A 12987-nucleotide genomic window follows, 5' to 3' on the forward strand; every position below is an offset into this window, starting at 1 on the left:
AAGAGGTGGGATACTTGCAGCAATTAAATCGAATACTCGTCGTGGCACTATTTTTCTTTTTCATTGGAAGCTCTGTAGGACAAGCCGAGGGAAACAAAGAACAGGATGATCCCGGTCTGCAGCAGCAGGTCATCAACCAGCAGCTTGAAGACTTGGGAATCGATGAACTTAAGAGCTTTTGGACAAGCATCGTGGATCAATATGGTGGATATCTTCCTGAGAGTCAAAAAGGGAGCTTAATGGATTTCATCCAGGGAGAGAAGGAGTTTTCTTTAAAAGCCTGGTTCAGCGGGGTGCTTAGATTTGCGTTTCAAGAGTTGGTTATGAACGGAAAGCTTTTGGGGACATTGATCCTGCTTACGATTTTCAGTATGTTCCTTCAATCTCTGCAAAACGCATTTGAAGGCGGGAATGTAAGTAAGGTGGCATATGGAATCATTTTTATGGTGTTGATCATCATCGCCTTGAACAGCTTTCATGTTGCGATTGATTACACACAGGAAGCGATTTCCACTATGATCAATTTCATTATCGCACTCATTCCATTGCTGCTTGCATTGATTGCAGCATCTGGAGGAGTCGTATCTGCTGCGTTCTTTCATCCAGTCATCCTATTTTTGATGAACACAAGCGGCCTGCTGATTCAAAATGTGGTCCTTCCGCTTTTATTCCTTTCCGCCCTGCTGAGCATTGTCAGTACCCTGTCGCCGCACTACAAAGTGACACAGCTTGCTCAATTATTACGCACATGGAGTATTGGACTCCTCGGCGTGTTCATGACAGTCTTTCTCGGCGTCATCTCGGTGCAAGGCGCGACAACAGCAGTCACCGACGGCATCACGATTCGTACCGCTAAATTTATTACCGGTAACTTTGTCCCAGTTATTGGAAGGATGTTTACCGATGCAACCGATACCGTCATCAGTGCCTCCGTGCTTTTAAAGAACACTGTTGGAATTGCGGGTGTGGCAATCGTCCTTATCATCGCCGCATTTCCCGCCATAAAGATCCTGATGATCGCCTTTATTTACAAGTTGGCTGCAGCCCTTCTTCAGCCGCTTGGAGGAGGCCCGGTCATTGAGTGTCTCGATACAATCGCGAAAAGTGTCATCTATGTATTTGCAGCACTGGCGATTGTATCATTCATGTTCTTCTTGAGCATTACCGTCATCATTGCAGCAGGCAATATAACCATGATGGTTCGTTGAAGGAGGATTACCATGTCATTTTTAACTGAATGGATCACTAATATTATCGTATTTGTCCTGTTGGCAACCGTCATAGACATGCTTCTTCCAAGCTCTAACATGCAAAAGTACGTAAAAATCGTGACAGGGTTATTATTGATCACCATCATCCTTACACCATTATTGAAGCTGATGACCACAGATGTTGATGCTGTCATGGATTCGTTTCGTATAAATGGGACTTCACAGAATAATTCTGTAGAAAATTTAATAGAAATGAAGAAAAAAGAAATACAAGCCTCACAACGTGCATATATTTTAGAACAGATGGCTGTCCAAATGAAACAACAAGCGGAAAAGGAGTTGATGGAGAAAAGCGGAAAAGTCATTGAGAAAGTCAGTATAGCAGCATCTGATTTGGAGAACATCCCAGATAGCATCACAGAAGTGACGGTATATCTTTCTTCGGGAGAAGAGGAAAACGCAATAGAAGCCGTCAAAAATGTGGAGATCGATACGGGAGATAAGACTAGAGTGCAGAAGACAGATGAGAATGTGTCCCTGGTGACCTCCTTACTAGCGGAAGAGTGGAACCTTTCACCTGAAAAAATAATCATAGCCGAAGGAGGGACTGGAAGCGACAATGAACTTTAGCAAAGGACCTGTAAATCTAATAAAAGAGTGGCTGTCAAAGGAAAATGCTCACACACCTCCGGAGAACAAAAAAGGAAAAAAGTTTCAGTACTTTCTGATCGTCCTTCTACTTGGAGTCGCCTTCATGCTGATCAGCGACCTTTGGAAAAACGAACCCAGTGTAGCGGTTGATCAGAATCTTCAGGAAGATGAGAAAGAAAATGTACCTGCATTCGGGACGAATCAAAACAAAGATTCTTCCATGCGGAGCTATGAAGATCAGTATGAAAACCAACTGAAAGAAGCACTTGATCAAATCGTCGGAGTAAGCGAAGCCCTCGTGGTCGTCAATGTTGAAGCCTCTGAGCAGAAAGTGTATGAAAAAGATGGGAAAACTCAGTCCCAGCATACTACCGAAGAGGACAAAGCAGGTGGAAAAAGATCGATAGAAGAAAAATCCAGCGAAGAACAGGTGGTCATCATACAGGACGGTGAAAATGAAGTGCCCGTCATCAGTGAAACCAGAAAACCTAAAGTCAGCGGAGTCCTTGTGGTAGCAAAAGGAGCCGATAACATACAAATCAAAAAATGGATTTTGGAAGCTGTTACCCGTGTTCTGGATGTACCGGTTCACAGGGTATCGGTTCTACCTAAAGATTAAGGGGGAAATGATAGATGTTATTAAAAAAACAAACTGTTTGGCTTTTAACGATGTTAAGTCTTGTGATTGTTCTTTCGGTTTATTACATTACTTCACCTACTCAGCAGGTATCTGATATGGCAGCCGAGCAAAACGAGGGAGGCGAACAAGCAAAAGATGGTGAAAATAAAGAAACAATGACAAACGGTGATGTGGAAGTCGTAACAGATTCAGCCGGTAATGAAATGTTCGAAGCGATGAGAATGGAAGTGGAAGATCAGCGAGCTCAGCTCCGCGAAGAACTTGAGGCGAAAGTAGGAGATTCTGAGTTGTCTGCAGAAGAGAAGAGTGCAGCCTATGAACAAATGGAAAATCTTCGTGAACTGGCAATGACAGAATCTGTACTGGAAACGACGATCAAGACGATTGGTTATGACGATGCACTGGTGAGAGCGAATGGAGACAGCATCCGTATCACGGTCAAAACAGATAAAGAGCACACCACGGCAAACGCCAATGAAATCATCCGCCTGGTCATGAGCGAAGTAGGAAACGTCAAGCCTGTAGCGGTTGAATTCCAGCCGTCAAATTAATAAAAATAGAAGGACCGGCCTTTATTGTGATAATGGCCGGTCCTTCTTTGTTGTATGAAAAAATAAAATACCAGTTTGATAGTAGAGAAAACCAATAGCCCCGATGAACAAAGGCGTTGAAAAATGAACCGATTCGGCACCCTTTGACAAAAATCATCTTCAATTATTTTATTTTTTTGAATAAAAGAGATAAAATAGAAGGGGAGTATGTATGCGCTTCATAGAATAGCTCGAAACACATATTGAATTTATACGAGGTGTTATCGTATGATATTAGTAGCTAGTCATAATTTTTCAAACTATAAGAGGGGTGTCCAAAGTGTTAAAAATTCAAGAAATTCGTGAAATAATAAAGCTTGTCGATAATTCAAGCGTGGATGAGTTTTCATATGAGGTTGAAGGATCAAAAATTGAACTTAAGAAAAATACGGGAGCTGCTGCAGCACCGCAATTCGTCCAAGCTGTAGAAGAAGTAAAGCAGCCGGCTCAACAAGCGGTTCAGCAAGCACCTGCCCCTGCTCAGACAGAAGCGGCGCCTGCACCTGCAGAAGAAAATAAACCCGCTGAAGCAAAAGCGGATGATGCAAACTTACATAAAATCACATCTCCAATGGTAGGAACCTTCTATAAATCTTCTTCACCTGATGCGGATGCATATGTGAAAGTCGGGTCAAAAGTAGATGACAGCACAGTTGTCTGTATCGTGGAAGCGATGAAGCTTTTCAACGAAATTGAAGCGGAAGTAAAAGGTGAAATTGTAGAAATCTTGGTGAAAGACGGTCAACTTGTTGAATATGGACAGCCGTTATTCTTAGTCAAACCTGAATAAGGAGCGATAAACTTTATGATTAAAAAGGTATTGGTTGCCAATAGAGGAGAAATAGCGGTTCGAATTATACGTGCTTGCCGCGAATTGAACGTAGAAAGTGTAGCTGTCTATTCTGAAGCGGATAAAGAAGCTTTGCATGTCCAGCTTGCAGATGAAGCCTATTGTATTGGGCCCACATCTTCAAAGGACAGTTACTTAAACTTTACTAATATTATTTCAGTAGCAAAATTGACAGACTGTGACGCAATTCATCCCGGATACGGCTTCCTGGCTGAGAACTCAGACTTTGCAGAGCTGTGCCGTGAGTGTAATATCACATTCATAGGGCCTTCTCCTGAAGCCATTTCAAAAATGGGGACAAAGGATGTCGCCCGTGAAACGATGCGTGAAGCGGGGGTTCCGATCGTACCAGGTTCGAAAGGAATCGTCAAAGACGCAGATGAAGCTGTGAAACTTGCGGAATCAATGGGATACCCTGTCATCATCAAAGCCACTGCCGGCGGAGGCGGTAAAGGGATCCGTGTTGCTAAGAGCGAGGAAGACCTTGTGAAGGGTGTCAACATCACCCAGCAGGAAGCAATGACCGCCTTCGGTAATCCAGGCGTGTATATTGAAAAGTTCATTGAGGACTTCAGACACGTGGAAATCCAAGTCATGGCTGACAATTTTGGCAACGTGATTCACCTTGGAGAGCGCGATTGCACAATCCAGCGCCGTCTCCAAAAACTTATCGAAGAAACACCATCCCCTGCACTTAACGAAGAAATTCGCGCCCAAATGGGAGAAGCTGCAGTAAAAGCAGCCCAAGCGGTTGATTATACAGGTGCAGGCACGGTAGAATTTATATATGACTACAACAATCAGTCGTTCTATTTCATGGAGATGAATACCCGTATCCAGGTAGAGCACCCTGTCACGGAACAGGTTACCGGTGTCGATTTGATCAAAGAACAGATCAAAGTGGCTTCAGGTGAAAAACTGTCTCTTACCCAGGAAGAAGTAACCTTCACAGGATGGGCGATGGAGTGCCGGATCAATGCAGAAAACCCTGAAAAGAATTTCATGCCGTCAGCAGGAAGAATAGAAATGTATCTTCCACCCGGCGGTCTTGGCGTAAGAATTGATTCAGCCGCATATCCTGGTTATATGATCCCTCCTTACTATGATAGTATGATTGCAAAGGTCATCACTTATGGAGCGACACGTGAAGAGGCAATCTCCCGTATGAAACGTGCTCTAAGTGAATTCGTTGTAGAAGGGGTGCATACGACCATCCCGTTCCATTTAAGAGTATTAGAACATGAAACCTTTGTAGGCGGAGAGTTTAATACGAAGTTCTTAGAAAAATATGATGTAATGAAATCCTAGTGTGAATTCAGGAGGTGCCTTACATGGCGGAAAATCAAAACCTTTTACAAATGTCTCACGGTAAAGACGGCCTTGGGAAAATAGAAATCGCACCTGAAGTGATCGAAGTCATCGCTGGAATTGCTGCTTCAGAAGTAGAAGGTGTATCACAGATGCGCGGAAGCTTTGCAACAGGTGTAGTCGAACGTCTTGGTAAGAAGAACCACGGTAAAGGTGTAAAGGTTGAGCTGGCGGAAGAAGGAATCATCATCGATGTTTACTGCATCATGAAGTTTGGCGTCTCAATCCCGACCGTTGCCCAAAAAATCCAGGATAATATCCGTCAAGCCCTATTGAACATGACGGCATTAGAAGCAGATGAAGTCAATGTTCATATCGTGGGTGTCCAGTTTGAAAATCAGACACTCGAAGCTGAAATTGATGAAGAGATGTAAGTTTGAATAGCAGGGGAGAACGGCCTTTTTATGGGTCGTTCTTTTTTGTTGCGAGAAAAACGTGCGTACAGGCATTGATTTGTGCTATTATCAAAGGTATGAAAAATTGACAAACGTTAAAAGGAGTAATTAGAAGATATGAAGAGAAGAGTTGCCCGTGAGAAAGCTCTGCAAGCATTGTTTCAAATAGATATGAGTGGTATGGAACCGGAAGAAGCGTTGAATAATGTGGTTGATGGAGAAGAAGTAGACGCATTTTTGAAAGATCTTGTACTTGGTTTTGTTAAGAACCAGGATATGATTGACGGAAAGATCAGGGAGAATTTAGAAAAGTGGTCTTTTGACCGCCTGGCGAAAGTGGACCGGAATATTTTGAGGATCGGCGCGTATGAGTTATTATTTGTTGAAGATGTTCCGGATAAAGTCGTCATCAATGAAGCCGTTGAAATTGCAAAAACCTTTGGTGATGATCAATCAAGCAAGTTCGTCAATGGTGTACTCTCCAAGGTAAGTCAATCTTAACAATGATAGGGGGCTGGTTGTATGTCAGCTGATCTTATTGATGGCAAGCTCATTGCAAATTATTATCGTGAACAACTGAAAGAAACAATCTCTGAATTAAAAGCAAATGATGTGATACCCGGATTGGCTGTCATTCTGGTTGGGGATAACCATGCCTCCCACACATATGTAAGAATGAAGAGAAAAGCCTGCAGTAAGTTGGGAATCCATTCAGAGCTTTATCAGTTTGATGAATCGTTAACACAGGAAGAACTGGTCGATAAAATAGAAGAATTAAATCGAATGGATCATATACATGGTATCTTGGTTCAATTGCCTTTGCCTATGCATATTAATCCGATTACGATCATTGAAACCATTTCTCCCTCTAAGGACGTGGATGGATTTCACCCGGTTTCGATCGGAAAGATGGTTACGAATCAAGATACTTTCTATTCATGCACCCCTCTGGGCATCATCAAGATGCTTGAGTATGAGAATATTGATATCAAAGGGAAGCATGTTGTGATCTTAGGCAGAAGCAATATCGTAGGAAAGCCTGCCGGTCAACTTTTCCTGAATCGTGATGCAACTGTCACGTATTGTCATTCTAAAACAACCAACCTCTCCGACTATATGAGAAAAGCGGATATTCTCGTTTCGGCTGTCGGGAAGGCGAATTTGATACGGGCAGAAGATATCAAAAAAGGTGCAGTCGTCATCGACGTAGGAATGAACCGGGATGAAGAAGGGCAATTATGCGGTGACGTCGATTTTAATGGAGTGAAGGAAGTTGCAGGGAAAATTACACCTGTTCCAGGTGGAGTCGGACCGATGACCATTACCATGCTTCTTTATAACACAGTAAAATCAGCCCGATGGTGGCTGGTTGATCGCCAAAACCGATAAAAGATAGTACACTATATACAACAACTCAGAAGGGACGGCATATCAGCTTGTCCCTTTACGTATTCCTGCATGATAAAATAAGTGCACGAAGTTGTTTAGGGAGCTATTTTCGCTGCCATCAACACAGATTGTTATTAAAGAAAATGCACGGTCAAAGGAGTCAGGTGAGCATGGAACAGGATCAGTCGCGTTATTTAACGGTACAAGCTCTGACAAAATACATAAAACGAAAATTCGATAGGGATCCTCATTTGTCGGATATTTTTGTAAGAGGAGAAATTTCAAATTTCAAGCAGCATTCGAGCGGTCACATGTATTTCACTTTAAAAGATGACCGTGCAAGGATACTCTCAGTCATGTTTTCGAGTAATAATCAGAATCTCAAGTTCCGGCCTGAAAGCGGAATGAATGTATTGGTACGAGGAGACATATCCGTCTATGAATCAGGCGGGCAGTATCAAATCTATGTGAAAGAAATGCAGCCGGACGGAATCGGTGAACTTTATCTTGCGTATGAACAATTAAAGGAAAAGCTTGAGAAAGCAGGTTACTTCGATCAAAGCAGAAAAAGAATGATTCCGAAGTTCCCAGCTAGGATCGCAGTTGTGACATCCCCGACGGGTGCTGCCATACGGGATATTATTACAACGATCAAGAGAAGGTATCCAATAGGGGAAATCCTTATCTTTCCTGCTCTTGTACAAGGGGACCGGGCTGCCGGCTCGATTTCTGAAGCCATCAGGAAAGCGAATGAATATGGGGGAATAGATGTACTGATCGCGGGACGGGGCGGCGGTTCAATCGAAGAACTTTGGGCATTCAATGAGGAAGTAGTGGCAAAAGCAATCGTCGATTCGAATATTCCGGTCATATCTGCTGTCGGACATGAGACAGACTTTACGATTGCGGATTTTGTTGCAGACATGCGGGCACCGACCCCCACTGGTGCGGGTGAGCTGGCAGTCCCTCATATCGATGACCTGCTTGAACGGATTATGAACCGTAAACTAAGGATGATTAAGTCATTCAAGACAAAGATTCAAAGTGAGCGGAATCGACTGAACAGTTTATCAAAATCTTATGCGTTAAGAAACCCGCATACCCTGTACCAACAAAAAGTTGAACATGTAGATAGGCTGACGGATCAGCTGCAAAAAAATATTACACTGCTTGTAAGGCAGCAAAAGGATACTCTTAACGGACTGCATTCCAGACTTCAGCGTGTTCATCCTTCACAGCTCCTTAAAATTCAGGAAGAACGGGTGAAATTTCTACAGGAACAAGTGAAGAAGCAGTTTAGGGCAGTGCTGAAAGAAAAGGGACATCGTTTTCAATCGGTCATATCCACCTTGGATGCGCTCAGTCCATTGAAAATCATGGACAGGGGTTACAGCCTTGTATATGGTTCAGAAGGGGAATTGATAAAATCCTCCCGGCAGGTAACGAAAGGTGATAAACTCGAAATAGATGTAAAAGACGGAACAATACAATGTGAAGTAGATCTGGTAAAGGAGCGGGATGAAAGTGGCAAAAACTAAAGAAGAACTGTCATTTGAAGATGCAATGGAGCAATTGGAAGGCATTGTTGAGAAATTGGAAGAAGGCGAAGTGCCTTTGGAAAAGGCATTGCAGTTTTATCAAAAAGGAATGGAACTTTCAAAGTATTGTCATGATACCCTGAACAAAGCAGAAAAACAATTGACGAAAATGATCACGGATGAAGGAGAAAAAACCTTCGATATCAAAGAGGAGGAATAGTGGGTGAGCCTTCATGACGATCTAGGGAACTTTCAGCAAAAGTATAAACGTAAGATTGAAGAAGCGATGATTGGCTTTGTTCAGGAGAAAGCCATGCCTTCTACAATAAAAGATGCCATGGTTTACTCTTTGGAAGCCGGGGGAAAAAGAATCAGGCCGATCCTTTTATTGGCTGTCATACATGGATATGGAAAGGATCCGCAGCTTGGAATGAAGACAGCGGCGGCACTTGAAATGATTCATACATATTCTTTGATCCACGATGATCTTCCATCAATGGATGATGATGATTTAAGAAGGGGAAAACCGACAAATCATAAGGTATTCGGTGAAGCGATGGCAATCCTCGCCGGTGATGGACTGCTGACTCATAGTTTTCAGATTATTGCTGAAGACAATCATCTTTCCAGCGATCGAAAAATCAAGTTAATGGGCCTCTTAGGTCGCTGTGCAGGGCCTGAAGGTATGGTTGGGGGACAGGTAGCTGATATCGAAGGTGAAAATAAGAAGCTGTCTGTTGCAGAATTGGAAGCGATACATGTTCATAAAACAGGGAAGTTGCTCATATTCAGTGTACTGGCGGGAGCCATCATTGCAGGTGCTATTGAAGAGGAACAAAGCAAACTTGAAAAATTTGCTTATCATATCGGGCTGGCATTTCAAATCCAGGATGATATCCTCGATATAGAAGGAGCAGAAGAATTGATCGGCAAGCGGACCGGGAGCGATGAATCCAAACAAAAAAGCACCTATCCAGGGCTCTTGTCCATGGAAGGCGCCAAGGAAAAACTCAAGTATCATTTTGATGAAGCATCGAATTCCCTGACGGGGCTCAGCATGGATACGACATTGCTTAAGCAAATTGCCCGTCTCATAGTCAACCGCAACCATTAAGGTTCTTTATTATTTGAGGAAATCATAAAATATGATATAATGTGATTATAAACATTTGGGTGGTGCAGTATTCTAGTCAACCCACCAATCCTGAAGGTGGGCCTAAAAATCCACTAAAGGGCACATCGATGAAGTTCCTGGACTTGGCTTGAGGCGCCCAGCTTTGGGTCATATCTGGGAGTAAGGCTTGAGGGCGATCCACAATGGCATGTGGGCGTTGACCCGCAAGCCGCGGAGGCTCTGTATCTTACGCTGGCATAAAGCATGTGCAATAAGTGCAGAGTATGAACCTGCGATTGTGATTCAATTGATCACTAGCAGCGTAGCCTGCCTTGAGTGAAGAGAGAGGGGATTATGGTTACAAAGTACACATCAGTTGGCCATTGATATGTGCTTTTTCGTCCATATGAAATCCTTTTTGCAAAAGAGGCTAAGGATTGTGTTAAGGGTTGTTGAGGAAAACTCCTAGACTGTTCATTGGACATATATCGGGGATTATAGTGCGGACTAAGTGGTAATCCAGTCTAGCTTGTGGTGACGCGGCTAAGTCGGGTTTAAAGGGAAACCGCCGGTATGGCAACATCCGGTACCTGATTGGGAAAACCTACTGGACCTAAGCTGCAATTTTTACCCTATATATGACCATCCAATTACATAGAATTCGAACGACATATTTACACAGTAGAAACGGTGTGTGTAGACGATAATGAATGATACATTGAAAAACTCAATAAAATGGAGTGTCAGTATTGCCGTTATCACATTCGTGTTAGCGGCTATTTTTTCAGTTACATCCAATATGGTACTAAATGGTGTTGCGTGGGGTACAGGATTATTCGTGGTGCTACTCATTGTATGTATCGGGATCTTTTTTGATATGCTTGGGATAGCCTCCACTGCTGCGGATGAAACGCCTTTTCATGCAATGGCAGCCAAGAAAGTATACGGTGCGAAATATTCAATCAAAATCGTGAGAAATGCAGATCGATTTGCAAGTTTCTGTAATGATGTTATCGGGGATATCTCAGGAATCATAAGTGGTACAGCCTCTGCCATCGTGATCATTCAATTAGCGGTTTCCTTCCAGCTGGAAGGCGGATCGATCAAGGAATATATAGTAAGTGTAACATTGACAAGTATCATAGCCTCTTTGACCGTTGGCGGAAAAGCGCTTGGGAAAACGTTTGCGATTACGTATTCAAAGGATATAATATTTAGAGTTGGTACCGTATTGCAATTTATCGAAGATCGATTCCATATCGTTCTGATTAAAGATAAAAAAGAGCAAAAAAAGAAAAAGCGCAAAACCGAGAAACAAAATATATAGTCATGAAAGTGAGTGTACCCAATGGATTTACTATCAATAAAAGAGCCTTCTTTTTTGAAAAAGATGAGTAATGAGCAATTAGAAGAGCTCAGTCAAGAGATACGCCGGTTTTTAATTGAGAATTTATCGAAAACTGGAGGTCATATTGGTCCAAACTTGGGTGTCGTGGAACTGACGGTTTCCCTTCATAAACATTTTAACAGCCCCGTCGATAAAATCATCTGGGATGTAGGGCATCAATCTTATGTACATAAGATTTTAACAGGTCGTGCCTGTCAGTTTGATACATTAAGACAGTATAAAGGATTATGCGGTTTCCCGAAAAGAAATGAAAGTGAGCATGATGTCTGGGAAACCGGCCATAGTTCAACATCTCTTTCTGCAGCTATGGGAATGGCGATTGCGCGAGATGTGAAAAAAGAAAAATCATTCATCATTCCTGTAATTGGAGATGGTGCATTGACTGGAGGAATGGCTTTAGAGGCATTGAACCATATCGGCCATGAAAAGAAAGATATGATCGTGGTTTTGAATGATAATGAAATGTCGATTGCCCCTAATGTTGGAGCACTTCATAGTGTACTTGGAAGGCTGCGCACTGCAGGTAAATACAATTGGGTGAAAGATGAACTCGAGTATATCCTAAAACGTATTCCTGCAGTCGGCGGAAAACTTGCAAGTACGGCAGAAAGAGTGAAGGACAGCCTGAAGTACCTGTTTGTATCCGGTATGTTCTTCGAAGAACTTGGATTCACTTACCTTGGTCCGATTGACGGTCATGACTTTGAGGAGCTGGATGAAAACATCCAGTATGCCAAGAAGACGAAAGGACCTGTATTGCTGCACGTCATTACGAAAAAAGGGAAGGGATTCCATCCTGCCGAGTCTGACAAAAAGGGAGACTGGCATGGTACCGGTCCTTATAAAATTGATACAGGTGATATTATTAAACCGGTCAATGCACCCCCTTCATGGAGCGGTCTTGTGAGCGAAACGGTGAGAAAGATTGCAAGGATTGACGAACGTGTAGTGGCGATTACTCCGGCAATGCCTGTCGGATCGAAACTTCTAGGATTTGCTGAAGAATTTCCTGACCGCATGTTTGATGTAGGAATTGCAGAGCAGCATGCAGCGACAGTGGCTGCAGGTCTTGCAACCCAGAATATGAAGCCGTTTCTAGCCATTTACTCTACATTCCTGCAAAGAGCATATGATCAGGTCGTGCATGATATTTGCAGGCAAAACCTGAATGTTTTCATCGGAATAGACCGTGCCGGGCTGGTTGGGGCTGATGGAGAAACCCATCAAGGTGTGTTTGATATCGCATTCTTGAGACATCTGCCGAATATTGTCATCATGATGCCGAAAGATGAAAATGAAGGCCAACACCTGGTCAATACGGCAATGAACTATGATGATGGTCCGATTGCATTAAGATACCCTAGAGGAAACGGATATGGAGTTCCGATGGATTCTGAATTAAAAACCATCCCAATCGGGACATGGGAAGTGTTGAAGAAGGGGAATGACGTCGCAGTCCTTACTTTTGGCACTACGATCCCGATGGCGCTCCAAGCAGCAAACGAACTGGAAGAACAAGGAGTTTCAGTACGTGTCGTCAATGCAAGATTCATCAAACCGGTGGATGAAAGGATGCTGAAATCCATCTTTGATGAAGACATTCCGGTCCTTACCGTTGAAGAGGCTGTCCTGCAAGGCGGATTCGGCAGCTCTGTGCTTGAATATGCTCAGGAAAACGGCTACCGAAAAGCGGTAATTGAACGAATCGGAATTCCTGATTATTTCATCGAGCATGGCAGTGTGAAAGAATTATTAAGCGAGATCGGTATGACGAAAGAGAACATCATGGATCGGATCCTTACAATCACTCCAAAAAAACAAAAAAGGGCTTAA

The 12987-nt window shown here is 43.0% G+C and carries 14 protein-coding genes; all 14 read left to right on the forward strand.

The window, feature by feature from the left end:
* Positions 1 to 14: 14 nt before the first annotated feature.
* The 14 genes from spoIIIAE (at position 15) to dxs (ending at position 12987) form a co-directional block, all read left to right on the forward strand.
* Positions 15 to 1208: a stage III sporulation protein AE gene (spoIIIAE, locus tag ACXAFV_RS08720; RefSeq protein WP_475125772.1), complete on the forward strand. Its 1194-nt coding sequence runs from the start codon at positions 15 to 17 to the stop codon at positions 1206 to 1208.
* Between the two features lie 12 nt (positions 1209 to 1220).
* Positions 1221 to 1841, forward strand: coding sequence for a stage III sporulation protein AF (gene spoIIIAF, locus ACXAFV_RS08725; protein ID WP_475125773.1), 621 nt, complete (start codon positions 1221 to 1223; stop codon positions 1839 to 1841).
* Positions 1831 to 2481 carry a stage III sporulation protein AG gene (gene spoIIIAG / locus ACXAFV_RS08730; RefSeq protein ID WP_475125775.1) on the forward strand — a complete coding sequence of 217 codons (651 nt, stop codon included), beginning with the start codon at positions 1831 to 1833 and terminating at the stop codon, positions 2479 to 2481. Before spoIIIAF ends, spoIIIAG begins: the two co-directional genes overlap by 11 nt.
* Positions 2482 to 2495: 14 nt before the next feature.
* Complete coding sequence (locus ACXAFV_RS08735; RefSeq protein WP_475125777.1) at positions 2496 to 3053, forward strand: SpoIIIAH-like family protein; 558 nt, start codon at positions 2496 to 2498, stop codon at positions 3051 to 3053.
* A 319-nt stretch (positions 3054 to 3372) separates the two neighbouring features.
* Positions 3373 to 3882 carry an acetyl-CoA carboxylase biotin carboxyl carrier protein gene (gene accB / locus ACXAFV_RS08740; protein WP_475125778.1) on the forward strand — a complete coding sequence of 170 codons (510 nt, stop codon included), beginning with the start codon at positions 3373 to 3375 and terminating at the stop codon, positions 3880 to 3882.
* Between the two features lie 15 nt (positions 3883 to 3897).
* The gene (accC, locus tag ACXAFV_RS08745; protein ID WP_475125780.1) at positions 3898 to 5250 is read left to right on the forward strand and encodes an acetyl-CoA carboxylase biotin carboxylase subunit; all 1353 of its coding nucleotides are present in this window, start codon (positions 3898 to 3900) and stop codon (positions 5248 to 5250) included.
* 23 nt (positions 5251 to 5273) lie between these two features.
* Positions 5274 to 5684 (forward strand): Asp23/Gls24 family envelope stress response protein, encoded by a 411-nt coding sequence (locus ACXAFV_RS08750; RefSeq protein ID WP_446243562.1) that lies wholly within the window; start codon positions 5274 to 5276, stop codon positions 5682 to 5684.
* 138 nt (positions 5685 to 5822) lie between these two features.
* The gene (gene nusB, locus ACXAFV_RS08755) at positions 5823 to 6206 is read left to right on the forward strand and encodes a transcription antitermination factor NusB (protein WP_475125781.1); all 384 of its coding nucleotides are present in this window, start codon (positions 5823 to 5825) and stop codon (positions 6204 to 6206) included.
* A 21-nt stretch (positions 6207 to 6227) separates the two neighbouring features.
* Positions 6228 to 7094: a bifunctional methylenetetrahydrofolate dehydrogenase/methenyltetrahydrofolate cyclohydrolase FolD gene (folD, locus tag ACXAFV_RS08760; protein WP_475125783.1), complete on the forward strand. Its 867-nt coding sequence runs from the start codon at positions 6228 to 6230 to the stop codon at positions 7092 to 7094.
* A gap of 170 nt (positions 7095 to 7264) precedes the next feature.
* Positions 7265 to 8632 (forward strand): exodeoxyribonuclease VII large subunit, encoded by a 1368-nt coding sequence (gene xseA / locus ACXAFV_RS08765; RefSeq protein ID WP_475125784.1) that lies wholly within the window; start codon positions 7265 to 7267, stop codon positions 8630 to 8632.
* Positions 8613 to 8852, forward strand: a complete 240-nt coding sequence (gene xseB, locus ACXAFV_RS08770) for an exodeoxyribonuclease VII small subunit (protein WP_475125786.1) — start codon at positions 8613 to 8615, stop codon at positions 8850 to 8852. Before xseA ends, xseB begins: the two co-directional genes overlap by 20 nt.
* 3 nt (positions 8853 to 8855) lie before the next feature.
* Entirely contained in the window at positions 8856 to 9746 is an 891-nt protein-coding gene (locus tag ACXAFV_RS08775; RefSeq protein ID WP_475125787.1) for a polyprenyl synthetase family protein, read from the forward strand.
* Positions 9747 to 10452: 706 nt separating this feature from the next.
* Positions 10453 to 11073, forward strand: coding sequence for a hypothetical protein (locus ACXAFV_RS08780; protein WP_475125788.1), 621 nt, complete (start codon positions 10453 to 10455; stop codon positions 11071 to 11073).
* A gap of 21 nt (positions 11074 to 11094) precedes the next feature.
* Positions 11095 to 12987: a 1-deoxy-D-xylulose-5-phosphate synthase gene (gene dxs / locus ACXAFV_RS08785; RefSeq protein ID WP_475125789.1), complete on the forward strand. Its 1893-nt coding sequence runs from the start codon at positions 11095 to 11097 to the stop codon at positions 12985 to 12987.

This window comes from Rossellomorea sp. ABR4_012, from assembly GCF_056159545.1.

What these genes read in the sequence shown, in the direction of transcription:
- spoIIIAF (WP_475125773.1), top strand. Translation starts at nt 1,221, where the DNA reads ATGTCATTTTTAACTGAATGGATCACTAATATTATCGTATTTGTCCTG.
- spoIIIAG (WP_475125775.1), top strand. Translation starts at nt 1,831, where the DNA reads ATGAACTTTAGCAAAGGACCTGTAAATCTAATAAAAGAGTGGCTGTCA.
- ACXAFV_RS08735 (WP_475125777.1), top strand. Translation starts at nt 2,496, where the DNA reads ATGTTATTAAAAAAACAAACTGTTTGGCTTTTAACGATGTTAAGTCTT.
- accC (WP_475125780.1), top strand. Translation starts at nt 3,898, where the DNA reads ATGATTAAAAAGGTATTGGTTGCCAATAGAGGAGAAATAGCGGTTCGA.
- ACXAFV_RS08750 (WP_446243562.1), top strand. Translation starts at nt 5,274, where the DNA reads ATGGCGGAAAATCAAAACCTTTTACAAATGTCTCACGGTAAAGACGGC.
- nusB (WP_475125781.1), top strand. Translation starts at nt 5,823, where the DNA reads ATGAAGAGAAGAGTTGCCCGTGAGAAAGCTCTGCAAGCATTGTTTCAA.
- folD (WP_475125783.1), top strand. Translation starts at nt 6,228, where the DNA reads ATGTCAGCTGATCTTATTGATGGCAAGCTCATTGCAAATTATTATCGT.
- xseA (WP_475125784.1), top strand. Translation starts at nt 7,265, where the DNA reads ATGGAACAGGATCAGTCGCGTTATTTAACGGTACAAGCTCTGACAAAA.
- xseB (WP_475125786.1), top strand. Translation starts at nt 8,613, where the DNA reads ATGAAAGTGGCAAAAACTAAAGAAGAACTGTCATTTGAAGATGCAATG.
- ACXAFV_RS08780 (WP_475125788.1), top strand. Translation starts at nt 10,453, where the DNA reads ATGAATGATACATTGAAAAACTCAATAAAATGGAGTGTCAGTATTGCC.
- dxs (WP_475125789.1), top strand. Translation starts at nt 11,095, where the DNA reads ATGGATTTACTATCAATAAAAGAGCCTTCTTTTTTGAAAAAGATGAGT.